22 protein-coding genes and 3 pseudogenes are annotated in these 26,822 nt (G+C 34.1%); 6 read left to right on the top strand and 19 right to left on the bottom strand.

Annotation, left to right across the window (positions count from 1 at the left end; all coding sequences use genetic code 11):
• Window positions 1-8 precede the first annotated feature (8 nt).
• The 7 genes from OZ002_RS10980 to OZ002_RS11010 all read right to left on the bottom strand — a co-directional run bounded on the left by OZ002_RS10980 (window position 9) and on the right by OZ002_RS11010 (window position 8,669).
• Window positions 9-602, bottom strand: a complete 594-nt coding sequence (locus tag OZ002_RS10980; RefSeq protein ID WP_325083308.1) for a hypothetical protein — start codon at window positions 600-602, stop codon at window positions 9-11.
• A complete protein-coding gene (locus tag OZ002_RS10985; RefSeq protein ID WP_002295656.1) occupies window positions 603-935 on the bottom strand; it encodes a hypothetical protein in 333 nt (110 codons plus the stop codon).
• Between the two features lie 51 nt (window positions 936-986).
• The gene (locus OZ002_RS10990) at window positions 987-3,407 is read right to left on the bottom strand and encodes a pLS20_p028 family conjugation system transmembrane protein (RefSeq protein WP_325083310.1); all 2,421 of its coding nucleotides are present in this window, start codon (window positions 3,405-3,407) and stop codon (window positions 987-989) included.
• Complete coding sequence (locus OZ002_RS10995; RefSeq protein ID WP_325083311.1) at window positions 3,404-6,016, bottom strand: VirD4-like conjugal transfer protein, CD1115 family; 2,613 nt, start codon at window positions 6,014-6,016, stop codon at window positions 3,404-3,406. The genes OZ002_RS10990 and OZ002_RS10995 overlap by 4 nt, the downstream gene beginning before the upstream one ends.
• On the bottom strand, window positions 6,016-8,079 hold the full coding sequence (locus OZ002_RS11000) for a hypothetical protein (protein WP_325083312.1): 2,064 nt from the start codon (window positions 8,077-8,079) through the stop codon (window positions 6,016-6,018). Before OZ002_RS11000 ends, OZ002_RS10995 begins: the two co-directional genes overlap by 1 nt.
• 69 nt (window positions 8,080-8,148) lie before the next feature.
• Window positions 8,149-8,451, bottom strand: a complete 303-nt coding sequence (locus OZ002_RS11005; RefSeq protein ID WP_325083313.1) for a hypothetical protein — start codon at window positions 8,449-8,451, stop codon at window positions 8,149-8,151.
• A gap of 17 nt (window positions 8,452-8,468) precedes the next feature.
• Window positions 8,469-8,669, bottom strand: coding sequence for a DUF5415 family protein (locus OZ002_RS11010; RefSeq protein WP_002325556.1), 201 nt, complete (start codon window positions 8,667-8,669; stop codon window positions 8,469-8,471).
• Window positions 8,670-9,026: 357 nt separating this feature from the next.
• On the opposite strand from OZ002_RS11010, the gene OZ002_RS11015 reads away from it, so the two are divergent.
• Window positions 9,027-11,078 (top strand): CAP domain-containing protein, encoded by a 2,052-nt coding sequence (locus OZ002_RS11015; RefSeq protein WP_002325557.1) that lies wholly within the window; start codon window positions 9,027-9,029, stop codon window positions 11,076-11,078.
• Between the two features lie 37 nt (window positions 11,079-11,115).
• On the opposite strand, the gene OZ002_RS11020 is transcribed toward OZ002_RS11015, so the two are convergent.
• The 12 genes and pseudogenes from OZ002_RS11020 to OZ002_RS11075 all read right to left on the bottom strand — a co-directional run bounded on the left by OZ002_RS11020 (window position 11,116) and on the right by OZ002_RS11075 (window position 22,107).
• Entirely contained in the window at window positions 11,116-13,215 is a 2,100-nt protein-coding gene (locus OZ002_RS11020; protein WP_325067256.1) for an isopeptide-forming domain-containing fimbrial protein, read from the bottom strand.
• 42 nt (window positions 13,216-13,257) lie between these two features.
• Window positions 13,258-13,506: a hypothetical protein gene (locus OZ002_RS11025; RefSeq protein WP_002325559.1), complete on the bottom strand. Its 249-nt coding sequence runs from the start codon at window positions 13,504-13,506 to the stop codon at window positions 13,258-13,260.
• Window positions 13,507-13,515: 9 nt separating this feature from the next.
• Window positions 13,516-14,343 (bottom strand): pilin N-terminal domain-containing protein, encoded by an 828-nt coding sequence (locus tag OZ002_RS11030; protein ID WP_002332272.1) that lies wholly within the window; start codon window positions 14,341-14,343, stop codon window positions 13,516-13,518.
• 9 nt (window positions 14,344-14,352) lie between these two features.
• Window positions 14,353-15,096: pseudogene (locus OZ002_RS11035) on the bottom strand (class C sortase); the annotation flags it as partial.
• Between the two features lie 12 nt (window positions 15,097-15,108).
• Window positions 15,109-17,085: a pilin N-terminal domain-containing protein gene (locus tag OZ002_RS11040; RefSeq protein ID WP_002325561.1), complete on the bottom strand. Its 1,977-nt coding sequence runs from the start codon at window positions 17,083-17,085 to the stop codon at window positions 15,109-15,111.
• A 52-nt stretch (window positions 17,086-17,137) separates the two neighbouring features.
• Window positions 17,138-17,809, bottom strand: coding sequence for a class A sortase (locus OZ002_RS11045; RefSeq protein WP_002311526.1), 672 nt, complete (start codon window positions 17,807-17,809; stop codon window positions 17,138-17,140).
• An 85-nt stretch (window positions 17,810-17,894) separates the two neighbouring features.
• Entirely contained in the window at window positions 17,895-18,134 is a 240-nt protein-coding gene (locus OZ002_RS11050; RefSeq protein ID WP_272016966.1) for a hypothetical protein, read from the bottom strand.
• Window positions 18,135-18,200: 66 nt separating this feature from the next.
• Complete coding sequence (locus OZ002_RS11055; protein WP_002311524.1) at window positions 18,201-18,434, bottom strand: hypothetical protein; 234 nt, start codon at window positions 18,432-18,434, stop codon at window positions 18,201-18,203.
• A gap of 191 nt (window positions 18,435-18,625) precedes the next feature.
• The gene (locus tag OZ002_RS11060; RefSeq protein WP_002311523.1) at window positions 18,626-18,916 is read right to left on the bottom strand and encodes a hypothetical protein; all 291 of its coding nucleotides are present in this window, start codon (window positions 18,914-18,916) and stop codon (window positions 18,626-18,628) included.
• An 18-nt stretch (window positions 18,917-18,934) separates the two neighbouring features.
• On the bottom strand, window positions 18,935-19,276 hold the full coding sequence (locus tag OZ002_RS11065; protein WP_002314399.1) for a DUF5406 family protein: 342 nt from the start codon (window positions 19,274-19,276) through the stop codon (window positions 18,935-18,937).
• Between the two features lie 618 nt (window positions 19,277-19,894).
• A complete protein-coding gene (traE, locus tag OZ002_RS11070) occupies window positions 19,895-20,227 on the bottom strand; it encodes a type IV conjugative transfer system protein TraE (RefSeq protein ID WP_002314397.1) in 333 nt (110 codons plus the stop codon).
• An 839-nt stretch (window positions 20,228-21,066) separates the two neighbouring features.
• Entirely contained in the window at window positions 21,067-22,107 is a 1,041-nt protein-coding gene (locus tag OZ002_RS11075) for a replication initiator protein A (protein ID WP_086272997.1), read from the bottom strand.
• A gap of 1,805 nt (window positions 22,108-23,912) precedes the next feature.
• Between OZ002_RS11075 and OZ002_RS11085 the strand changes: the two are divergent.
• The 5 genes and pseudogenes from OZ002_RS11085 to OZ002_RS11105 form a co-directional block, all read left to right on the top strand.
• A pseudogene (locus tag OZ002_RS11085) lies at window positions 23,913-24,137 on the top strand (type II toxin-antitoxin system RelE/ParE family toxin).
• Window positions 24,138-24,396: 259 nt separating this feature from the next.
• Entirely contained in the window at window positions 24,397-24,651 is a 255-nt protein-coding gene (locus OZ002_RS11090) for an AbrB/MazE/SpoVT family DNA-binding domain-containing protein (protein WP_002290397.1), read from the top strand.
• The gene (locus OZ002_RS11095) at window positions 24,652-24,969 is read left to right on the top strand and encodes a type II toxin-antitoxin system RelE/ParE family toxin (RefSeq protein ID WP_002341346.1); all 318 of its coding nucleotides are present in this window, start codon (window positions 24,652-24,654) and stop codon (window positions 24,967-24,969) included.
• Window positions 24,970-25,527: 558 nt separating this feature from the next.
• Window positions 25,528-26,463, top strand: a complete 936-nt coding sequence (locus tag OZ002_RS11100; RefSeq protein ID WP_272016960.1) for a hypothetical protein — start codon at window positions 25,528-25,530, stop codon at window positions 26,461-26,463.
• Window positions 26,464-26,556: 93 nt separating this feature from the next.
• Window positions 26,557-26,822 (top strand): annotated as a pseudogene (locus tag OZ002_RS11105) (IS982 family transposase); the annotation flags it as partial.

Consider the following 26,822-nt stretch of genomic DNA (forward strand, 5'->3'; position numbering starts at 1 on the left):
CTCCATTCCTACTCATCATTCATATTATTCATTCGATAAAGAATCTTGATCAATTCTTTTTTGTAGAGTGGTTTTAACCCTAAAATGCCACTAGATCGCATTAACTGACGATTTCTGGTTTGTAAATCCTTGATTGTCTTTCCTTCAATGACGAAAAAGAAGCTTAAGTCAGGACGTTCTTGTTCTGCTCGTTTCAATTCCTGGATTTCCTCTACTAATTTCTTTTCATATTTTCTTAATCGCTGTAGATTTCTTCCTAAGGATTGTTCCATACGATTCTTATCTAATAATTGCCGCTTTTGCACGATTTGTTCCGTTAGATCCGTCTCTGTGGTCAAACTAACTAACTTAATTGTTGGCACATACGTACGCATGACGGAGGTCAACTGATTCATTCGTTCTAGTTTCTCTTGTTCGTTTAATCCTTCCACGTCTGTAGAAACTACACGATAATAACGTTGAAAATGATCTTCTTTAGTAACTAAGACTCCCTCTTCTGTACAGGATTTATAAGGAAATAAATCCAAGATAGATCGTTCTTCTGGTTTTCCAAACTGCAAAATGGATTTCTTATCAACTGAATTTTGTCCTTTGACTCGCATTTATTCATCCTCCTTATACGTACCATGATAATTTCGGTTAGGATCTAACGCATGATAGTGGTTCTTATCCGTAAAGAAAATAGATTCGATAATCGCAAAAATTTGTCGTTGACCTGGGTTATTATAGGGTCGCCAAACAATCACTAGAGCTATCGCAATCCATAAGCCATAATTCAAGAGTGCAAAAAAGAGTGGTAAGTGGACAAGATTATTGACTATTTTCGCCCAAAAAAAGCAACCACCAAGCGTTAATAGATCTAAAAAGAAAAAGGCGAAAAACTTCCATTCCCCACTAAATCTTGGAGGATTTTTCATGTTAATATATTTATCCATAAATGATTTCTCCTTTTCATACATAGAAAAAAGGCCTAACTCGTAGGCCTTTTATGATTTGATATCCTTCAATAATTGTTCTTTCAATTCATTGTTCCTGTTTTTAGTTTCTCTTGTTACATTTATTTTTATTGGTGCAGTAAATGCCACATTTGCTGGCTTGTAACCTGTATGAACGTTTTGAATAGGTTTTGGTGCAGCTTCTCTTATCACAATACTTTGAACGGACGCATTCTCTGTCTCCCCACTTTCAGATAAATTGTAAGAAACAGTTGTCAAATTCCCATTTTCAGGCAAACGACTTGATTTCATTTGAACAGTACCTGCAGGTGATTGATGAACAAAGCTTTGATCATTCTCTTTGAATTGATTCAAACGACTATCTTTCGTTGGTAAGTTTTCTGCCTTAGGCAAACCAACTTTCGTTGGTAAGTTTTCTGCCTTAGGCAAACCAACTTTCGTTGATTTTTCAGTTCCAACTTCGATTCCATTATCATTTGGTAGATCGATGGAATCCTCATCCGTTTGTACTTCTTGATTTCGTTTTGGTAAATCTGAAATGCGTTTTTCGTTTTCAGAATTAATGTTAGATTTATAACGATATTGTTCTGGATCGGTTTTTGGTAACTGACCATGTTGTCCTTCTTCTGAATCTTTTTCTCCGATCGAATTTTCGTTAGAATGTAACTCATCTTGGTGATCTTTGGCTGAAGGAATCGCTGCACCTTCTTGATTTTCTTTTTCACTTGTTGTATTAGCTTTTACTGCTGCACTGACTTGTCCTTCACCATACGCATCTTTTAGTCCTTCTTTGACTTCTGAAGCTTTTTCTTTTTGTTTTTCTAGTGCTTCGGATGGATTCTTCACAGCTTCAGCCAATTCTTTGGCTCTCGTGCCGTCTAATTTCTCTTCTAAGGTGTCTTTGGCTTTTTCTGTAAGATCTTCAGCTGTTCCTTTTAACCCACGTTCATTAACGTAACCAAGACCTTCTGCAGCTTTAGAAACACCGCTTTTCGCTTTCCCGAACATTTCGGAAACTGTCTTTTTACTATTTGACACAGTTGGTGCTTTATCGTCTGGTTGATCTTTCCCGTTATCAGGAGTAACATCTTTTCGATTGCCAAATCCATTTTTACGAATATCATTTAAATTGCTTAAACCACTCTTACCAGCACTTGCAAGGTTTTTAGCCCCACTACCCACATTTTTCGCAATATTTCCTAAGGCAAACATGCTAAGAAGAGAATTGCTGCCGTTTTTCAGACTCGTATCAACGCCGAAAATTTTCGTAACTGATTGAGAGCCTTTGAATAGCGCAATGGTTAGTACAATTAAAGCGACAACATACAAGAATCCATTGATCTTTCCTTCCGCATGCAAATCACCGATACCTGAAAGCATTAATGTATAGATTCGTAATTCTAAAATCGTAAATGCCAATAACAAGAAGGATTGAGAAATATCTTCTATCGCACTTTTCATCCGTTGTCCTGTCTCAAAGTCCGTTGACGCGGCAATCACTAAATAGAATTTTTTAAATACCAGCTCAATAATGCAAGTAACAATCGTAAACAAGATAAATAAATAGGCCACCGCCAAAGAAGATTCACCAGCTAAAATAATCCCTGGACTACTAATGTATCGACGATACCCTGAAGTATAAACATATTTGGCTAAGCCTTCATCACTGATTTGCACAGGAATTTTTTTTCCATTATCATCCAGTTCCAGTCGGTATTGTAACGCTCTTAACCGATCCTTTTGTAAATCTGATAAACCACTCTTATCTTTATCCGCCATTTCTTTAGCTTGTTTAGGAGTAATAATCCCATTGATATTCGCTGTTTTAAAATTTTTCGCTGTTAAAGCATTTCTTTTGTCTGTTGGCAGGGATTCTACTTTATTCGGGTCAGTTGCTAGTAATGTACTGACATCGATCACATTATTTTGAATAATTTGAAAAGCAGGTGAACCCGTTTTATCTGCTTTATTTGCTGCAGTCACGTCTCCGTAAAAGTTTTTACTAATATTTAGCCCTTCATCGATTAAAGAACTACCACCAAAAATCAAAATCATGGCCATAAATAGATTAACCAAGATATTTTTGATTTTTGGTGGATGTTTACTCATAAAAAATTTTAAGCCTAAATAAATTAATGTGACGACACAAAAAAGAGCCAATACCTTACTAATCAAACTTTGAAACAGTTCATTAACACCAGCGGCGTTCAATAAGTCTTTTAAATCAAAGCTTTGATAAATTGTTTTTTCTAATAAAGTATTGAGATTATATAACCCTTTAATCAAACCCCATAAAAAAGTATTACAAATCCAACTGAATACATCTTGATACTGCAGATAATTACCATAATCTTGTAAGACTTTCGTTACGGTTTTGGGATCTGCATCCCCATCTCCAAATAAGCCTGACCACCAGTCGGCAATGCCGGAAAATATTCCTCCAATGATCATTCTTTCACCGCCTTTTCAGCTTCTAGCAAAAGTCGTTTCCTTATAACCTCTGTAATTTCTTCATTTTGACGCAATTTTTCAAGGTATTCTTGCAAACGATCTATTTGCTTCTCTTCATAAAATTGAATAAGTAACTTTTGTGCCGTTGAGTTGTCTAAAGATTGAACGATTTTAATAAAAATGTTTTCTTTAGCTTCCTCTTCTATTTGATCGTGCATATTGTGATAAAGTCGACGTGCATAGATATCAGGTAGAAAATAATCGTAACCAATTTGTAAAGCCTTAAGATCCAAGTCCGCATGTGTACAATGTATGTCTATATCATTGATATCCCACGATGGATTGAAATCTTCAATATATTGATAAGCATAAGGAAGATTCGTTTCCCCATGATTAAAAATAGGATACGGCCGTATTTTATGACCTTTCAAATCTTGTCGTTTTAAAGGAGCGAGTACAATCGTTTCACCTTCTAAAAAAGTAGAAATTCTTTCAGGAGTTAAGATACGATCTGAATCAACATTGCGATTGATATGAGTATTCATACCTAATGAATTGATGGTACTGTTCTCTTGTTCAACCGTCTTATTCCCCACTTTTTTAGAAAATTCTTCGATGGTATTATCATCTGTCGACATAATATAAATATGTGTCTGACAATTTTCTTTGATAATCGCTGCGTTTTGTTCCCCATACTTCGCATAAAGTTGCTGATAGGATTGGATAAACAAATCCCACAACATGTTTCTACCAGCTGTGACTGTCATGATTCCTTCCATATTATCCATTGGTGGCATATTCCCAAATTCATCTAAAATAAAATGAATCCTACGGTGACATTTATCTCCTTTAGTCTTAACACATTGCGTAGATAATTCTTTATACAACTGACTAAGAAAAATACTAACAATGATATGGTTAGATGGATCATAATCAGGTGTGAGCATAAAAATAGCCATTGGTTTATCGGTATAGTGCATCCGAATAGACTCTACTAATAAGTTACTTTTATCCTCATCTAATGTTAGAACGGCTTCTTTTTCTAATTCTGGCAAATGGGTTTCTCCTCGTTTTTTTCGATAAACGATATTTCCCTCTTCGTCTTTCAATACTCTTTGAGAAAACTCATACCAAGCAACATATTCTTTTCCTCGATGATCATATTTTAAGCAAACATGATCTCCCTGTTCTAAATGACAATCAAAGTTGATTTCACAAAAACCACGATAGCCAACTTTGACTCGTTCCTCGTGAAATTTCTTTCCCTTATGATAAAATTCCACGACAATGCGTTGATTTAATAGGCTTTCATGTAATTTGAAATCCAAATACTTCGGAAAACCAATGGACTTGTAATCAATGGTCGATTGAGAAGTCATCTTCGCAATTTTCGTTAGAGTAAATGGATTCAATCCTGTAATTGCCGTAGACAAGATATTCCCTTTCGCTTTATCAGATCCAATTTTTGTTGCCCCATATTGTTTTTTTGCTATATTTCCAGGGGGTAACTGATTCATGAACTCATCTAAGGCATTGAGCTGCTTGAATTCATTATCAGGATCTGGATAATAATTAAAACCGCCAATTTCTGAAAGTAGTTCAACGAGATTATTTGGTGTTAATTTGGAGTAATCCCCTGTTTGATCCGCTTGTTCTAATAACGCAAAAATAAGTGCATTGACAGCTTTCTGCGCATTTTCGTTAAAGTATTTATTGTCTGAAGCATTTGCATCATAATAAATCGTATTCGTAAAAGTATTGGTTAACTGTGTTGCTGTGTCTATGTCTCCTCGCTTCCAGTATTTCACAATGAGTGCCAATGGATTATCACTCATTGATTGCAGTGGATCGGTGATATTAAAGGCATACACATCATACCCTCTAGCTTCTAGTTCATCTTTACTAGCAACATATAATTCTGTTTTTGGATCATTAACAACCATTGAACTTTGTCTTTCTGCACGCGACAAATTGTCAATGGTTGCTAAAACTTCTATCTGGCCTTTCCCTGAACGGGAAGTACCAACAATACAAGTATTTACTGTATCCGTCTGAATATACCAGTATTTTTTATAATGAGTAATTGGTATTCCGCCATAACCAGGAAAACTTCCCTTTGATTCTGGTATTTGCGGATAAATTTGTTGGATTTCCTTTAACGTTTTTAATCGGTTATCTCCTTTTTGCCCATCTGCTAGAGGACGAAACCACATGTCCATTTTCAATCCCATAAGTACAGCTGGAACAACACAAATCGTAGAAACAACTAAACGTGTGCCTAAACTTGTTGTTGGGGTCAAAGGATTCCAAAAACCAGTTGAATCAAAATGGAATAACTGCGGCATTTCTTGTAACTGAAAAATATTCACTCCTTGTAAACTTCCTGGAATAATCTCAAATCGATGAAATGCTTCTGGTATTCTTGTAACAACATAGTTTAAAGGAAGATAAGCTAAGCCACTATAAAAAATCTTTTGAGAAATACGTTTGTCATGTTTTTCTGGTAGCTCTTCTCCTGAAGGAGTATAGCGATAGAAATGAGAAAGATACCTATTCTTTTCTAAATTGAATCGTTTGTCTTTTCGTCTCGTTGTTTCTCTAACACGCATTATTTCACCTCATTTGATTCTGAACTTTCGGAAGTGTTTGATTGTATAGTTGAATCGCTTGATCCTTCTTTGGTCTTACTAGAATCACTCTCTTTACTGTTTTCCCTACTTGACTTTGTTGTTGACTGATTGGTACGATTCAATAATTCTTCTAATTGTTGTTCATACTCTTTTCTTGCTTGTTCCTGGGCTTCTTCCTTGATTGACGCCGTTGTGGCTACAGAATCAGCCTGTGAAGATTGATTGATATGATTAAAAGCAAATACTGTTCCTCCACCTAAAAGCAAGCTTAAACTTGCAATACATCCCACCATCCATCCGTTAAAGGAACGCTGTGGTGAAGGAGTTAAATTTGCTTGGTTGTTCACTGGCGTTTGAACAGCAGCTACTGAAGGCGTTGGTTGAGGTTGTGCTAGATAATTTAACTGTGCTTGTCGCAATGTATCCATTTGTTCTTGACGTTCCTTACGAGCAGCTGCTTCTTTTTCCTTTTCTTGCTCTAACCGTTGTTTTTCTATCGCCATTTGTTGTTCCGCAAGATCCTGTTTCCGTTTTTTTAGTTCTAATTGTTCACGCTCTTTTTCTTTTTGCCGTTGTTTTTCTTCTTGTTCTTTCAATTCTTGTTGTTGAATTTTATACTCTTTTTTCCATTTTGGAATTTGTACTTGTAATTCTTGCTGGATCTGCTCGTGTTTTTCCATAAGAGCTTCACTTGTTATTTGATAGAGCTTATTCAGTTGCTCATTTAATTCTTTGCTAATCTTTAGCTTATCTGTACGCAAACCTTGATAAAATTCTTCTTTTCGTTCTCTTATACGTTCTTTTAACAAGTTTTCTTTTTCTTTCGATAACGCTCCTTGATTCGTCTGGGTAAAATTATTGATCTTTTCTACACACAAGGAATACGCATTGTCGCGTTTCTTTTCGTATCGCTCTTTAATTTTTTGTACTTCTTCTTCAATCATTCGCTGTTCTTCTTTATTTAGTTCCTCTTTTGCTTTCTCCCAATTAGACGACTGTTCCGTCGCATACTCATTAATTTCTTGATCTGTTTCTTGTTGACGTTCTTCAAAGGTGGCTAATAAATCTTCTTGTGCAAGCTCATGCCAATTTGTTGATTGGACAGACTCTAACTGTTCTAAAAGTGTGCCTTTACCCTGTGAGATTAATTCTTCTTTACTCTCTAAAAATGCTTGATAGGTTTGGGGTAATTGATATTTCGAATAAAGCTCATTTAAAAATAATTTGTTTTTTTCTTTCATCCATTCATGCTCTGGCGGATATTGATCCAAAATATAATCAAATACAGTTGCCTTTTGTATCTCTGTTTCGTTTTTCTCTACTTCTTCACTGATAAGTGGTTCAATATATTCCTGAGAATCCCCTTCAGTCCATATTGACTCTTCATTAGCTTCAACTGGATCAACTTCTACTTCGTCCGTCTCTTCATCCTCCATTGTTTCTTCAAAGGGATCTACCTCCAATTGACCCATCACATCGTTCTCTTCCTCAAATATCGATTTCTGAGTCGGAATATCAGCTTGTTCGTCAACATAGACTGTCTCTTTTTCTTTTGACTCCTTCTTTGGAAATATTGGTCGTTCCCATGGTACTTCTTCATTTACTTCGACTTCACTCACTTGATTCACTTTTCTTTGGTCGCTCTCTAACTCTTCTTCTAAAACTTGTAAAAGTTTTTCGTTTCGATAAGACTCTTCCACACTCATAGTTTCATCCGTTTCTTTAAACACATCAAGGCGGATTAAATCCATCAATGTAGGATAGAAACCTTCTGAAATTTGATAATCCAGCGGGCCAAAAACGTATTCTGTACCAGCTTTCTCTATTTTTCCTTCTGTGTCATGTAACGTGAGAGTCAACTTAACAGAAGATCGACTTTCGTGTTCCAGTACTTTCCCTAACACATGTAGCTGTTCTTCCGTTTCAATGACAGAATATTTAATTGTTTTCGGTAAAAAAGAAGTCCGCTTTCCTACTTCCTTCGTTGCTTTTTTAATTAACTCTTTATCTGTTTTGGTATTGCCTGCAATCGTAAAGTACATGAATATTCTCCTTTCATAAAAAAGGAGTAAAAAGTATCGACTACTTCTTACTCCTACTTTTTTACTTTCTTATAATCCTTGAGGTGTTTGCCCAAATAATCCAAATAACGAAGTTATGATAGAAGCAGCCCCTAGAATAACACCTACCCCCATCAATACATAACCTACGAGCATCTTCCCGTTTTCAGCTCCTCTTCGTCCAAATAGGAAGAAAAGCCCCCCAATAACAATGGAAGCAACGGCCGCAACACCAGCAAAAATCATCAAATTGTTTTTTAAACTAGTTGCGGCAGTTTGTAATGCTCTAAAAATATCAACTGCAGCTACTACTTTCGGTTGAGTTAAAAAATTCATTGTAATTGATTCAAACATAAGATTATTCGCTCCTTTTAATGTTTAATAATTTCATCGAATACAAGTTTTTCACGTTCACGTTGATAGATATATTCTTCTAAGTCCTTATCTTTTCCTCTTAATAGGTCAAATTGTGCTTTTTCAAGAACTTCTTTTTTCCACTGTGTTTCAGAAATACCACGACGTTCTAAAAATTTAGACGCGGCTTTTTCAATTGGTGTTTTATTTTTTGCCAAAATAATTTGATTCCTCCTTTAAATAAAAAAAATCGATGATAATTCATCGATCTGTGACTGTAGATAAACTCTTAAATTTGTATAATTTTTTCTTCTCTAATCATTTAAATATATTAAAAAAAAACAAGCCTATTGTATATTTTACTACTAAACAGACTACCGATAATACTAACCGCCAAAAAATAAAAATAAAAGCCAACAATATTAAAAATAGAAAAGTATTTGAATGAATCGTTCCTACATGCCTTACGAAAAATTCTCCTACAAAAAGGACTGATAACAAAGGAATAATTTTATTCATATAAAGACCTACCTTCATTTTTTGACTTTTTTATAAATGTATTAGGAGTTGAAAAAATGAAATTACTTAATCCAAAAACTGTTTTAGCTATTGGAACATTTGCTGCCTCACTTAGTCTTGCTGGATCTGTTGACGCTGCTTCAACTAACGTCATGTATCGCCTTTACAATCCAAATAATAATGAACATTTTTACACCTCTAGCAAAAAAGAACGTGACCATCTAGTAAAGATAAAATGGGGAAATTATGAAGGCCCCGCCTGGGAAGCACCGACTAGCGGTGGCCATCTTGTCTATCGTTTGTACAATAAAGGTCTTCGTGATCACCATTACACAGCTAGTTGGGATGAAGTGAAATGGTTGACTAAAAATTACGGCTGGACTTATGAAGGGCCTGCCTGGCGTTCTGCCGAAAAAAATAATAAACCGATCTACCGCCTTTTCCTTCCTGGTGTAAAATCTGGCTCACATCACTACACTGCAAGTTGGAAAGAAGTACAATGGTTAACCAAAGACTATGGCTGGAAATACGAAGGTATCGGTTGGTATGGCGCTGACACCTCTAAACCCAAAGTGAATAAATCGGCTCTAGAAGCTCTTTATACGAGCGTTAAGGGAACGAAAAAAGGTGACTATACCGACAATACCTGGAACGCATTCCAAACCTCTTTAAACAATGCTAAGAAAGTGTTAAATGACTCAAAAGCGACTCAAAAACAAGTGGATAGTGCCAAAAATAAATTAGATTCTGCTTACAAAGGATTAAAGAAAAAACCAGTTCCTACTGTGAATAAAGCTGAATTACAAGCTTTATACAACCGAGTAAAATCAACTGCTAAAGGAGATTTTACAGAAGAATCTTGGAATAATTTTCAGACTGCTTTATCCAATGCTAAAAAAGTACTAGACGATTCTAAGGCTTCTCAAACCCAAGTAAATAATGCTAAAAATAGTCTAGATGCTGCATTTAAAGGGTTGCAACACAAACCTGAAACGCCATATATGGTTACCATTAACCATATTGACAATCAAACAGGTCAAGTGATTGCTACAGATCAAGCAAAAGTAACTTCTGGTTCTACTTACACTGCTAAGGCAAAAGCATTTAAATATAGCGAAGGCGCTAAAGATAATTTTAGCTACAAAGTGATTGGTAATGATACTCAAAGCAGAACAATCACAGGTAATACAACAATCACATTCAATTATAATCAAGTGCATCAAATCAATTTGTTGTGCAATAACAACTACAAAAATGAAGGACGAGTTAATATTTTGAAAGAACAGATAGTCAACGTCACTCACGGTGACAGTGTCACTTTAACTGCGCCTTCTATTCAAGGATATGTTTTAGACGATCGGGTAGAACCAACAAATTCAGTAACCTTAAACAATGTGACTGAAAGTCAAAATTATATTTTCAACTACACTCGTAAATTTAATGTGACTGTTAATCATGTAAATGCTGATACCAACGCTGTTCTCTCTAGTGAATCAAAAACAGTATACGAAGGGGATAGCTTCTCTACTCCTTGGAAAAATATGACTGATCAAAATTATTTCTTGTGTAGAAATGACGATCCTTCCATTAGCGTAGATAAAAACGGCCAACGAGTAATCAATAATGTTGACCAAAATCGAACGATCACGTTCAAATACAAAAATATCTCATTAAGTGATTTAAACAACTATGTGCGTCAAAAAGAACTTGTATGGTTAAATAATTATCGTCAACAAAACGGTGCAGCTCCAATGCAATTTAATGATATCGTTCAACAAGCTGCAGATATTCGAGCTAAAGAATTACAAGTCAGCTTCAGTCACTATCGCCCTGGCGGCGGTACTTTCCAAGATCTCTTAGAAAGTTTAGGCTGCTACGGTGCTAAGGGAGAAAACATAAGTCAAACTGGGCTGTATATTGATGACCTTTTATCAGACGATGGTGCTATCGATGCCATGGTAGGATGGAAAAATAGCCCTGCCCATAATGCAAATTTACTTTATAATAACCAAAGTATTCTCGGATTAGGTCATAATTTTGTAGTTGACTCTGCTGGTAGAATTGGCGTAGATAATGTATTTATTAGTGCGAATCCAATCTTCAAATAAAAGAAAACAAGGCTGATTCTCAGCCTTGTTTTTATATTTATTTGAGTTTTAAAACTACATAGCCCAATGATGCTAAAGTAAGAAATAATATACTTCCAATAACAGTTAGCACTAAATGATTCGATCCAGTTTTTGGCACAATGATCTGAGGTAAGTTAGGTTTTACCCCAATCGTTACTACATTAGTTGCTTTCTCAATACTTTCTACTGAAACTTTTGCTTGGTTGTCGATATCCAATTCTTCATTCAAAGGAGTTTTAGCTGTAAATATCAGTTGAATTTCTCGTCCATCTAAAAGATTGTTACTTAAGAAATCAGCGGAAGCTTCCCACTTCAGCGTTCTTGAATTGCTATCATAGGTTAGTGTACCTTCTGAAGTAATATCTTTTCCTGTACTCATATCTATCACTCGCGCATAACCTTCTTTATACGTCAAACGAGCTTCCACTGGATCTTGAATACTAAATTGCTTGTAATGATCTGACGCAATGTCTACACCTTTTGTATGCCATTTTTGTGTGACTAGATATTGTACTTCAGATCCTGCATTTAAAGGAGCTGTAGGCGTTCCTTTTTTACCATCATTTCGACCATCAACATCTTTCCCATCTTGTTCCACTTTTTTATTTGGTTTAAGAGAGAAATAGTTTTCTACTGTATTTGTTTTTTGTGTTCCTTTGTTCGGATCATTGTTAAACGTTACAGTAGCCACATTTGGTGCAATTCCTTTTGCATCATTTTTTGCTTTCATATGGAGCTGCAAAATGTAGTCCCTACCGTAATTTGCAGCATTGGCTAGAAAGCTGTCAGAAGCAGTATAAGTGACTGTATTACCTGATACAGTTAATTTTCCTCCTGTATCTGCTTTTTTCCAAGTACCATTCGCTTCAACATACCACAATGCACCATCATAGTTTTTCCCATCCGATACCATATCAAAATTTTTGCTGTCAAAGGTATCAGTGATTTTAAATGATTTGTATTTGTTCATTGTGTTGACTGTTAATGCATCAAACTTTTGGTGAATATGATAGTAAACATCTGATCCTTGTGGAATCACTTTTTTGTCAATATTGTGTGCTGCCTCTTCAGTATTAGCTTTGTTAAACACTTCTTTTGTAGGCTTCGATGGTTGTGGTGTCCATAGCAATGCAGTATCAAAGCTAAACATCATACTATTCGTATTTGCGCCAATCATGAATGTTGGGGAAGCGCCTTGAAGCGTATACGTTACACCACTTCTGTGATAAGTATCAGCTCCTACAACATCGGTGAAATGATCATTCGAGCTATAAGCCTTTTCTGCACGTCCTCCCACTACTTTTGAAGTTAAATTGTTTGTTGATAACGCAGGAGCTTTGTATTCTGCACATGCTGTATCTGTTGTGACAAAATAAGGTAAGCTACCCATTTTTTCATACCCAACAAATTCTCTCATATCAATATTACGTTCACCGACAGATTCATTATTGTCATTATACCAAGACACACGTTGCTGATACTGTCCATTTAAACTGTAAATAGATAGAAATGTATCATTCAACTCAATACCAGCTGCTCTCATCGATCTCATTTTTGAATTAATTTCTGGCTGTGGTTCACTCAAAGCTACTTTTGTTTTTGATCCTGAATACTTAAAATCTAGTTTTACATTCATAACGTTGATTGACTGCATGAAAAAGCCTCGATAAATGTTTTTATCAAAGAGCAAATAATTATAATACTTTTTCCCATTAATTGTTTTAGCTAATCCGTCTTGGTTAACCCCAGCGTGCGCTACAAAATTAGAAAAAGTTACGTCGCAATCAATTTCTTTTCCTAGATAAGTGCCCACCTTTTGATAATGGGCAACAATTTTTGACGTGCTTTTCAAATCTTTGACTTTTGGCCAAGCAAGTACTTTTTGTTTTTTAGTTGAATACTCATCTAGTATCTTAAATCCATTGATCCCAGTTACTTCGATATCTCTCAATGAATCACTATCATGATAAAGTACCAGATTATTATTCTCTTTGATTTGACTCGGATCAACTTTTTCTAAGGCCTGGACTGCAGTTCCCCTTGCAAAAAGAAGAAAGAACAAAAACAACACTAAAGTAAATACTCTTCCCGTAGTGCAATGAATTTTATTTTCCATAATGCCCTCCATCTATTATTTTGTTAAACGATTGTAAGCTTCTCATTCTTTTTTTCCTAATACCCACGTTACCAATCCTGCAAGAAGAAACAAACTAGCCATAAAAATTGGATTGATTAAGAGCGTGTTAATCACTTCTAGTGGCATGGAAGCATGCTGGATATTTAGAAAATGAACGAACAATCGTTGATATCTTGGGTAAATTGATAATTGAGAAAAAACTAAACCGCAACACAATATTGTTGCGGCTAAAAAAGATAGATTAAAAGCTAACATTTTTATTATTTTCATCATTTCATCCTAATCGTTAAAAAATAAATGAGTGAAAAAATCCCAACAATTATCAAAAAAGTTTTTCTTTACACCAGTTGATACAACTTTTTTAATTTCTTCTTTCGGCTCTGATTTCTTTGATTTAGGATATAACCAAACATCCGTCAAAAATTCACCCTTTTCATCTGAAACAGGTGTCAATAAAACAATATCTTCGCTATTTGAAATGTTTTCAGGGCTTGATTCATTGACGATATAGTATGCTTGTTTTTTGTTTGCAGGTACTTCAATTGAAAAATCAATCACGCCTTCCTGATCATCAATTGTTTTGGTTTCTCCTTCAGTTACTTTTTTCAACTGGTCGTATGAAAGTTTTTTTGCTCGATCTTTCAATTTTGACTCAATTATTTCTACCGATTGATTTTTCTCATTATCATCTTGTGTCATTTCTTCTAAGATATTCGTGATATCGTAGACAATAAACTTTGCGCCATTGACACCTTCTTGCTGAGTCACTTGCCTTCCTTGATTGTTGATTCGATTCGAAGAAATAATTTTTTGAATATGAATGTTTTGCTTGATTACTTGCGTATCTTCTACTTCTTGCAGTTTTTCTGAAGTCTCTGAAGAACTTTCTGACGTTGATTCCGCTGATTCAGTAGAACTCGTACTTGAATCTGCCGTTTCTTCTGCAGTGTTCTTCGAACTGTCCGTGTCACTTGTTGCAGTTGTTGAACTATCTGTTGTCTGACTGGTAGTTGGAGTAGTACTGCTATCAGCAAAAGATATCTGTGAGTAAGCTGCAGTTGCAAAGAGAGCTGCTACACAAACAAACAGCCATTTTCTCTTATTCATTCCGATCTCCTCCTTATTTTTTTTTATAAATAAAAATAATAGGAACGCAAAAAAAGCGAATAGCAGTGCTAATCGCCAATCCAATGAAATTGATTTCCTATTTTTTGCTTTTTTCTGTAGTTTTAAATCTTCTTTACTGAATGAAACTCGTTCACCATACACTAAAAAGCGGTGTGAGTTGACACCTTTTGGCGTGCAGGTCATTAACGTAATCCTATCTTGGTCTTTTTCAGGCATGAGATAATCTAAATAATTCTTTTGTAATTCTTCTGCTTTAACTTCTTCAATTCGATAAATTTGATAGGCATGTTGTTCTTCATTTACCTTAATAAAGAATTTTTGCCCTTTTTTTACTGAAGGCAAATCATCGAAAAGATTATCTTTATAAAGTCCACTGTGCCCTGCGATTAAAGGATTTTTACCGTTTCCTCCTGTAATATCGCCAGTTCCTTCCGTAATCCCTACACCATTCTCTAAAATTTTTTCGGAAGTTCCGTCATAAATTGGTAGTTTTAAAGAAATACTTGGAATTGTAAGAACACCAACAGGATCGCCTAACTCTATTTTCGCAACATCCAAAGAAGAATCTGTTTTTTCAAGATTTTCAATGGCTAAAATTCTTTGCTTTTGTTGAAATTTAGCTACATTTGTTTCCACAACTGGAATTAAATAGACTGCTACTGCCGACAGCAACCAAAAAAATATCATCAGTTTGTGCATGACTCTTCTTTTTGGGGGCTTACGAATAATCATTAGCTGATCCTTCTAGGCTTTCTTCTTAAAGTAAACAACTGCAGAAAGTGCCCCTGCTCCTAGCAACAAGCAAGAGATCAATACATACGTTTGGAAACCATTACTACCTGTTAATGGAATAGCTGCTTTTTGATTATTTTTAACAGTGATTCGATTTTCCTCTTTAAATGAGTTTTTGTTTACTTTAAATGCAATATCTTCTGTTAATTTTTGGTAACCAGTTGGTGCTTTTGTTTCTTCCAGTGAATATTCACCTTCAGTTAAACCAGTGATTTCAAAGTGACCTTCTTTATCTGATTTTAGGATCGCTGCATTTGCTACATCGTCTACCCATACTGCTTCTTTGACACCGTCTTTATCCGTATCAACTAATCCACCATAATATTTTCCTTCTGCGTTTTTAACAGCAAATTCTGCGCCTTCAAGCGGTGTTGCTTTGATTCCTGTTCCAAATAGTCCGCTATCGACTTTTAAGAATTTTGCACCATAAGTCACAACGTCAGCTTTCGTTTTTTCGTGGTGTTCTTCCTGATTAAATGGATTGTTGTTATAAACGAAATCCACGCTATTTGTTAATGGATTGGCAACAGCTGCGCTGTCATTTACATACATGTTATAAGTCATTTGAAGATCTTGTCCGTGTAAACTTGCTACAGTATCACTTACTTGGCCATTATTCACGATAAAATCGATCACAAAGCCATTTTCTGAATTTTGGATTTTATAATCTGTATTTTCTTTTAATACCACAGATCCATCTTTATTTGTTACTTTGATATTTGCTTTAGCAGCGACATAAGAAAGTCCTTGTCCTGCTGTATCCCCCCATTTAAATACACTGTAAGGAGAAGTTTCGCTTTTCACTCCGTTTACTGTGATACCGTCTGCTCCGCCTGCAATGTCTGTTGGGATATGAATCGTTCCTTGATAATTTACTGCGTCACCAATTTGGAAAGAATGTTCTTGTCCTGTTCCATTTGTTACTGTTTTATCGATCACTGGTGCTTTATAGTTTACGTATGAAGCTTTTAAGTCACTTGTCACGCCATCATTCGTAATTTCAAAGGTTAATTTATTGTGCGCATCGTTGCGAGCGTCTGCGCCTAATAAATATTGATCTGCTGTTGGTTCTTTATCTGATCCCACTACAACTTCTGAAGGAACTTCCACAAAATAGTATTTTCCTAACGTCAAATCAGTAGCAGTCAGCTTTCCTTGATCATCCGATACAAGATCTCCTAATTTTGTTCCTTTTCCAGGTTCGCCCTTGTATAACTCAAATTTTGCCCCTTTTAAAGGTGTTTGTTTGCTTTGAGCTGTGCCATCGTCACCAAATTTCGTTAATTCAAAACTCAACTTAGAAACAATATTTTTAGGATATAAGTGAATGTCTTTTAAAAAACCTGAACCTGTATTATCAGTCATTGGCGCAATCACAACCATTGGTTTTGCTTTTTGTGTGACTAATCCAGCAGCGGATTTACTTTCATAAACCACATATACATTCCCTTTGGAATTGACATAGGCTGGTTGATCAGCAAAAGTGATCTCACCATTTTCATCTACAGCTGAAGTAATTTTATTGGTTGCATTCTTAACGTACTCACTGTTAGATCCCTTGTCTTCTACATCTTTAACGATTTCGTCCACTTTCGCGTTGGTTAGATCAGAATCTTCCCTCGGTAATACTTGATCCGTAATATTTCCTAACGTAAACTCAACATCACCATAATCTGCCTTGTTGTATTTCGTTACACCTGTAGGATATTGATCGTGCGTATAACCATCATTTTTGATCCCGTCAATATCAACATTCAATTGCGTTCCTTGATCGTACATTAATTTATGAACCGTGATATTGACCTTCTCTGGTGGCGTTTTTTGCGTGACATCTTCTGCATATGCTCGATATCCCTGAAAGCAGCCTGCAATGATTCCTAACATTCCAACAAGCATTCCAGCTTTTTTTACATACCGATTTATTGCCATTTTTTACTCTCCTCATTTCATATTTCAACGACTCGCGTTGATTACAACCTTGTTATTGTAGCTCTCCCTGTACCACGTATCTTTCTTTTCCTTGTGACGTATAAACACAAGTAAACAACGTTAATAAGGGTTTCTCTCCTTTCTTTGGTAAAGACAAGAAAGAGTTCTCTTCAGGAACGCCATCAATTAATTTAAAGTACTCAGATACGATAAATTTACACGTTACCTTGTAACGATAGACGCCATCGTTACTAACTAAGTCCATCACCTCCCCTAATGACAACTTTTGAATATCTGAAAATAAAACACCTGGCATTTCCATGTTGTGTCCTGCTAGAACATAGTTTCCTTTGCCCATTTCGGCATCCTCATAAAAATAAGTAGCCGCTCCAAGACTCAAAGTGTATTGATTTGCCCCTTTAAAAATCGGCAATGCTAAACCAAGTGCAGGAATCTGAATTTGTGCAAATACTTGTTTATTGACGCCCATTTCGATTGCTTCTTTTTGTATGGACAACATTTGCCCCAAAGACATATCATTATTGACGTTCGTTGCATCCTCCTTATAACTCTTTGCGTGTGCATTGATTTGATCTACGGGCATCTTTTTTTCTATATTTTGCTTAAACACATCTCCTTCATGTTTTTGGTAGCTAACATAGCCAAACACACTGCAAAAGACGATTAAAGCGACTCCTAAAAAACCAAATAACCATTTTTTCATCCATCTGCCTCCTTTCAGACAAAACAAAAAAACTTTTTCTCATTTCCATAGAAAAAGTTTTAAAAATGAATTCTATTAATGAATGTCATGAGACTTCTAACAATAGTTGACAATTAGAACTTTTTTTCACATAAGTTCGTCTCAACTGTTCAAAGTTTTTCATTGAACCTAACAAATAAGCTTTCTCTTTTCCTGTTAACTGCATATCATTGATATATTGCGCGACAGATAATCTTTTAAGGTGTTTTTGTTTCATTGTTTTTAGTAACTTTTCTTCCATTTCTTTCGACACTTTTTTTCTATTTTCGATTTCTTTACAATTCATGAGTTTTCCTTCCTTTCATTATTTTTATCAAAATAAAAAAGCCTATGTACGCCATACGCTTTGGTCTTACTTCTTCAATTTTTTTCGTCTAATAACTGGACGTGCTGGTTTTAAATCTTTTATTCCGTTATGCTCTCTCCAATAGTCGAATTCTTTTCGTAATCTTTCTTTTTCCATATCTGTTCCTTTAGATAGGGCTTTGAATACATCTTTAGGTGAATAACCACGAGCTAACAGCTGTACATACCTTCCTTTTGTCAAAGTATCCATATCCATCGCATCTAAAACTGGTCGCGCCATCTAATTTTCCTCCTAAATAAATTCCTTACTCAATGCCTAAGGTAATACTACCTTTTTATTAATCGCCGTGATTCCTTCTAATCCTTTATCTGTAAAATCTAATTTGTATGGTTATTTTCCTAAGTAATTGGTCTGAGAATCATTACCTAATTTCTTTTTACTTTGAAAAAAATTATAGAATCTTGGATCTATTAAACCAATGTAGAATCAATGCTTAATACACAAGATTTTTGTTCATCAATAATTGTAAAAATGTCTTTTGTAGCTTCCTCCATACCGATTGGTTGTAACGTTTCTTCACTAATTTTTTTCGCATCCTCTTGAATTGCTTCATTTCGATTTAACTCATGCAAACATCGAATAAATTCTTCACGATTTTCGATATCTGTTACTACTTGTTCATACAATTCTGCACATTCTTCTTCATTCTTTGCTGCGATTAACGCATAATAGTATGGTGATTTTACTTCGAAAAATTTCATAATTTATTCCTCCAGTTTTTATTCTTCTTTATCCGCTACAAATTCAATGATTTCAACGCTGACAATATAATCACTCAAATATGACCAAGTATCTTCAACAGATAATTCGTCTCCATTATCATTCATAAGCGTCATTTTAAACCATTCATTACCTTCATCATCTTCAGGTAGCAAGCCGAATCCAATTGGATTATCAGTCAATGTTTGATCGTATAAATCATCCTCGTCTAATGCTAAAACATCTAATCCTTTACAATTTCCGCCTCTTCTAAACGTCACAAAACCTTTGTAATCCCAACGTTGGAAAGAAACCTTAATAGTATGTGTGCCCAATCGTATATTCGGATCATAATTTTTCATTTGTCATTCCTCCATTACGTAAATTTCATTTTCTCTATGTTTTATATCAATTTTTTCACTTTATTCAGGACTCGTTCATATTTTATCGTTTTTCGTTTACTTAAAAATACATAAAAAATATCGACTCGTTTATGGCGTCCGAAACGAGAAACCCTAGTAGAAATCGGTAAATGCTCGATTGATCCAATGACCAACGTCCTCGCAAGTATCTACATGTACTGCAGCACACGACACAATTTCTTGTGCGTCCTCCCCATTACGAGAAGACCTACTCCTTATTCCATGAGTTTGCGTCAAAGCCTAGATCCCTTAGTAGCTGCTCATGATTAATCTAGGCGCTATTCTAACTTGTCTAACCTCTAAATTCCCTCTTGTTTACTCTGTGTATATTATTTACACAAATTCATTTCACCACTATCCAAACAAGCGCATTTACTCGATTGACCAATTTTTTACGTTACCAATCGTAAAAATCTACCCCGTCACTCCCCGAAGGAAATTGTTGATAGATCAAGTCTACTCCTTATTTTTCTAATGATTCTAAGTTCTTTTAGAAGTCTCGACAATATTTTCAAGAAAGCGAAAAACGATAAAATACAAGTTATGAGAATGATCAATTCAGCTGATTAAACGCCCCATCCCTTTTGCGGTACACCGCAAGACTCCATTTTTCCTTCGGCCAATCAATACACTGTTTTGGTCATAAACATGTTTGATTTTTGGGTACAATTCTTTCAAATCAATAGGATCTTTTAAGATCACTTGCTTTTGTTTCCCAATGTAATAGCTCATTTCTTCTGACGCTTTATCTTTCTGTAATACGTATCTCTTACATTGCACTACAGTTTTACTTTGGCCAGTTGATAGTTTCTTCGTGATTTTCTCTGTAGCGGTACACCGTTTACCGTAGTGACAAATATCTTCGAGACTCAAAATTCCTGTATATGACATAAAATAATCCTCTCACTTTCTTTAAATATTTTTAATAAGTTTTTCTTGTTATTTTTCAAAAATAGAGAATTGATTTTCGTTCATGACAAACAAAAAAGAGGGAACGCATCCAAACATGCGTTCCCTCTAATTTCAGCGTTCGTCATACGGCAAAGAGCCACACGGACATTTTTATAACATTATGCTTAGGCATAGATTCATCGTAATATCACGTATTTTTAACCTTAACACAGCCAAAAAAAGTGGTATCACTTTTGAATATCTGTTATACTAAATCCGTTGCGGGTAATACCGTAACACTGAAGGGTAAACGCATTAAGGTGTGAGCTTAATGCCACCTGTGGACGTCGACGAAGGTTACCAGCCTTCCGAGTCTCACAGGGCCTTTCTTTTTTTTGTATTTTCAATTGTCCAAATTTATCGTCCAGAAGTGCAGAACGAAAATCAATTCATCACAAGCATAGCAGACAATTAAATTTAAAACAACTAAATTTATACAAAAAAATGTAAGCGAATAATATTCGTATTGCCTGAAAAGAAGTAATATCAAGGTTTTTAGCTTTTTTAAAAAATGAAATTACCTCTCTTCGCGTATTATTATAACTAAAAAACAGCAACATACAAACATTTGTTCTCTTTTTTGTGTTGGAAATTAATTATTAACTATTAACACTTATGACGTAAAAAGCTACGTTTGTGATTTTTATCATAATATTTTAACTCATAAATTCTATTAAAATAGCTATTTCTTTGTAACATTTGTAATATAATTAGAATAATAAAAAATTTTTAATTTTAATGCTACTCCATGAAGCAACAATCAATTTGTCAGTAAAATTTCACTCTAACCAGTCTTTCGTAATAGTTTTTGGGAAGCTTTCAGAATTCAAACGTTTTTCACTTGATACTTTAGCAGCTATTGGTTTTTCGATAAACCAATTTTTTACATAGACAAAAATCAGGTTCTGGATATTTTCAACTTTTTCGGTTTTTAATTTTTGATAGGCTTTTAACAGTGTCGTGTATAATTCTTGTTCTGCATTGACATAATAACTATCGAGTTCTTCAAAAATTATTGAAATACCACTTTCTGTTTCGGCTTTTTTCTTTGCATTATGAATAGTCTGGACAGTTTTTTGAGCTTCACTGTAACTTGAAGAAAATGTTTTTATTAAATTTAATACTCGTTCAGGGATAAACGTAGCAATGCTGTCGTTTGTCATAATTGTCTCAAAATTGTCTAACAACAATTGATCTTGTAGGCGGTCTTTTTCAGTGTCTATATTGTGTCTATTAGTGTCTAATATATTATTATTAAGTTCTGGTATGATTTTCATACCCTCTGATTTATCAACGTTTTGGCACGGTATGATTTTCATACCCTCTTGAGCCCCAAGGGATTCAGCGTCTGATTTTTCGTCGGGGGTGGGTATGATTTTCATACCCTCTGATTTATCAACGTTTTCCCTATTTTCTCTATCAAATTTTTCGAGTAAGTAGATATCATTTTCTGAGACTTTTAATTCTGCTAGATACAGTCTATTAGGATTATTTTTCCCTAACTGTTTGTTAAATCCCATCTGCTTTTGTAATAATAAACCAAAGGATTCCAACTCTTTTTTGATTGCTATCGCTTTTTGTTTTTGGCAGTTTAATACGCTACATAGTTCATTTGTCGTATAAGTAAAATAAACATTACCTTCTTCATCGATTTGCCGTTTACTGATTGCGATCTCTAATCTTGCTTTTAAAAGCATATAGGCAATCTTAGTTGAATCTTTCATTTTTTTGTATTCGTCAGAAACAATAAAGACTTTTGGAAATTGATAAAATAATTCGTTGTAAACTCTATCCGCCTTAAAAAAATTAAAATCAGTCATTGTAGATCCTCTACTTTCACGTTGTTTTATTTATGTAAAATTACCTACTCTTTTCGAAAATAGCAAAGATAAATAAAAAATGCAAACGCATTAAAACTGTTTTTTAATTAAATACTACCTAAAATCAGAAATAAAACGAATTATGTACTACCTTTAAAGTCATTAAGAACTACTTTAAATAAATATTATTTATAATTAAATACTACCAGAAGAACGTATGAATAAAATTTAGTTTTAAAATTAAAGATAATTAAGTACTACCAGTGTCAAAACAAAAAATAAATTAAGAACTACCTTATGCATATAAAACATACTACCATTACTAGTGATATATACTACCTTATTTCAGTAGTATATATTATATTATTATTATAAGACAAGGCTTTAGGCTAGAAAACAATAGATTATATACTACTAAAAAATACAATAAGTACTACCAATGTCAGATATATATAATAATTATGTACTACCATTAAAATTAAATTATTTAATAAGATACTACCGTGTTAATCTGAAAAAAATTACTTTAAAGTAGTTATATACTACCTGTTAAATTATATACTACCATTAATACTTAAATTATATACTACCTATATTTATATTAAGTACTACTGTTCTAGGAATAAGATAATAAAAAAATACTACCAAATTGCAATTAAATACTACTTAAAATGTAAAAAATAAGAACTACCCAAATTAGGTAGTTCTTAATAAGAGAAATATCAGATAAATTTGTACAAGTCATAAAAAATTAATCTTAAATTTTTAAATATATATACTTGTTAATTATAAACTACTTTATTTAGGTAGTACATATTTAATAGATAAAACTACATGCTTGTAGTTTGTCTAGCTAATGAGTTGCATATGATTTATATAAAGGTGTGCAGCATAACTTAGTTGAAGTTAAGAGAATAGAATAAATATTTTTTGTTTTGCTAATAATTAAACACTACCTAAATATGGTAGTGTTTAATTATATAATATTCATTTTGTTACAAATAATCGTATTATAAAAGCATAACAATTGGGATAACTATTTTTTAGATTATTTAAGTACTACTTAAATTAGGTAGTATTTAAATTTTGGTTTAAGGTAGTAGGTAATTAAGAAATGATATATACCTTCTTTTATAATAGAAGGGGAGAGGCCTAGTTAAAAGCAGCGACAATTAATAACAATGTATTTAATGCTTTACAAAATCCATTTGGTGGACAATGCATTGTTATTAGCGATGATCTACCGTTCTAAGTAGTTTTTTCTATTGGTTGCATTCGTGACTAATTATGGTATAATTATGAGTAACAAAGAGGTATTTCATTATATCACCAAACCCCATCAGCGTGCAGGCTGATGGGGTTTTTTTTACGTTTCTATATTATAGAATTAACGGGTAGGCTTACTGTCTTTTTTGGCAATTTTGCAATCAAGCCACTTGCAGATGTAGTGTGCAGTTACCTCTGCAAATGGCTTGATTGCAAAAACAAAATCAAAAAGGTATTTCATTATATCTCCTCCTCCCCTTGCCAGATTAGGCCGGGGTAGCAGACAGCAAAACTATTATAACATAACTGAAATACCTAAATGACATATACAGATATGATAATTGATGTATTGATTTTTCTAACAAAAGCACATATTTTAATATATACTACCTATTTTAGGTAGTATATATTTTTAGATACAATATCGATCAGTTTTGAGGAAATGAAATTCTAGATATTTTTTGCTACATAGAGTTACTTTCAATATTTTTTAACGTAATTAGGCAGAAGTCACTCATCCTCTATAGGTTTGTGATGAAATTGCTATTGATCCATTTAAGTAAGAGCAAAAAACTGGAGGTTTATCAGGTAATTGGTCTAATGGATTTAAGTATGCGGTCACCGTGTATAGAGTTGCTTATGAGATTCAAGAAAATAAAGTTATTCCAGTATTGCTATATGGAACACATAACAATTTTTATGAATTAGCCGAGAACACTCGCAACTTTATTCGTGTAGATGAATCGGCTTCGGTTGAGTTATAACTTTAGCTATATCAATCAACCGACCGACATATGTTAAATCTATATATAATAAAAATACCTACTTAAATGGATGTTAACGGAAGTGTATGGTGAGTAGTTCACTCGTATTTTGATATCGTTTGTATATGTTTTCAGCGTTCTAAGTGGCTTATTTTGTCCAATAATAACATGGAGTGGAATCCCTTAAGAAACACCGTTGGCAATTGTTGTTATAACATGTTATAATTTATTCATCAAAAACTAAAAGGAGTGTGATAACATGGGAAAAGAACTAAAGGTTAGAAAGATCGGCAATAGCGTGGGAGTGATCCTTCCAAGCTCTCTTGGATTAAAAAGCGGAGACACTATCCAAGCCAAACAAGAAGGCAACTTATTCATATTAGATACTACTCAAATAGCAAAAGAACACGATCGCAAATTGATTGAAGAAAGTTTCCAAGACTTTGAGAAAGGTTTAACAGTTTCAGAAATTGAAATGGTAAAAGCTTTCGGAAAATACGGCTGGAGTGAATAGATGAAAGAGTACACGCTAGTTTATTCTAAAAGTTTCCAGACCAGCCTTGAAACGATAATAGAAGAATGGGAAAATGAGCTTGCTCTTTCTCCAGCCAGCATAAAAAGATTTGTAGGTGCGATCCAGAAGGCTTTAGAACTAACCAAAAATTTTCCAACTATGCATGAGGAAGTTTCCGAAATCTATGGAATGGATATCCCAACATATCGGATCGTGATCGGCAAAAGCTATGCCTTATTTTATCGGATCGACCATGAAAAAAAAGAGATACTTGTAGGACGTATTTTCCAATCTAAACAAATGAAACTAGGCTTGTAACAATAATTAGGCAAAAGTCGCTCATCCTCTACAGGTGGGTGATTAATGCCGCTCGATATGGTTGTTAACCGTCGGTTACTCGAAGATTGATATATAAGACTTAGTACCTTTTTATTTTGCTCCATGTTATGGCCGAAGGTCTAAAGATACAATCATTAGTCTAGAGAAAAATTAAGAAACGTAGGAACTACGGGGATCGCTTGGTGAATAAGAGACACTGCTATTAGTGAAAAAATAAGATATCAAGTACGCTCTATTCCCAAAAATTTCGTGACTTTACTCATGAGAGGTTCAAGTAGTATATTTTTAATCAAAATTGACGTAACTTTTAATAAATACTACCTAAATAAGGTAGTATTTATTTTTGTGTTTTAAAAGAGGAAGTCCAATATATCTATGGGAAACTTCTTAAATATTATGTTGGTACATGAAAATATACATCCCTGCTAGACTATTTACAACATTTTACTTTGTACGTATTCTTGTTTTAAAAGGAATGGGATAAAATATAGGTACAATAACTATTTGATGCTAAATATAATTAATGGAGGAGAGATAGTGAACATACTTAATGAAAAAAGATATGTATGGTTTGCTGGTAAAAAATATATTACTACTTTCAAAAGATTATCCGAGTTAATGCAGCAGACTGTTAAAAGTGCTATGCCTGAAGGATACAAGTTTAATTTTGTTCAATCTTCAGTATCTACTGAAAGTATCTATTTTTCAATTCTTTCTGAGAATAGGCTTTTTCATTTTAGAATAAGTTCTCATGTAAAGAAAACTGATGTTGATATATATACGTTCCGTACAAATAATTATAAAAATTTAAATGATTTGAGTAGAAGTATCAGTGAATATCTCAAGGGGAATAGCTATCTCAAGATTCGATTTTCACATATATTAATTTTACTACCATATTTGAATGAGAATTTCACCCTAATTCAAGTAGATAAGTCTTTCATTGCCTCAGGTAATCAAGGAAATATGAATATTACAAGTAACAAAACGTCACGTGTGCTATTGGCGTTGATGGGTTACGGAATTCTTTATAGAGATGACCAAAATGGCCAGATTCTAATAACTCGGGCTGGGCGTTCATTATTAATGAAATATAGAAAATTTATACCGGAAGATTTTCAAAACTTACAGTTAGAAAACATGCGTTTAGAAGATTTATTTAGATTAGCAGAAAATGATAAGTATAGATTTGAAGTTTTGAAAATTCAAAAGAATGAACTATTGAATAAGTTACATCCTGAGAATGCGATAAAAGCACATTTTGGTGATGCTAATCATATGTATAGTTGGTTCATTCCTAAAAGATTTAGAGGGAAAATCAATGCTGGAGATCAAGTGAAAGTACTCAATCGAAATAGTACAGATGTCGTAATGATAACAGATATCTATGTAGAAGATGAAGATATAATCAAATATATGAAGCCTGTGATAAAACTTGTTAATAAAAATAAAGGAACCCGTGGTGCTAGTTAATTTTTTCCTAGAGGAAAATGTCTAAACATGTTGGTAAATCAACAAAAAAACGCATATAGTAGTCTCAAAACTCCCAAGAAATGAGGACTACATATGCGTTCATCAAAATATACTGAACATTATACAGATACTTTTATAACATTCAAGGAAATTATGAGAACTGTTTCTAACATATACCACAATTGTGTACCAGATAAGATTAAAAACCGAAGAAATACTGATCAACTGAAGCAACGCGATACAGTGATTATTGCTTGTGTTATATGGGGCATAATTAATGGCTATACTAGCCAAAGAGCCACGTATAGAGCGGTTTGTTCCGTCTTATTTCCTAATGGTGACTTTCCTAGTAGGAGTCG

Source organism: Enterococcus sp. E4-150 (genome assembly GCF_035726465.1).
Taxonomy (GTDB): domain Bacteria; phylum Bacillota; class Bacilli; order Lactobacillales; family Enterococcaceae; genus Enterococcus_B; species Enterococcus_B faecium.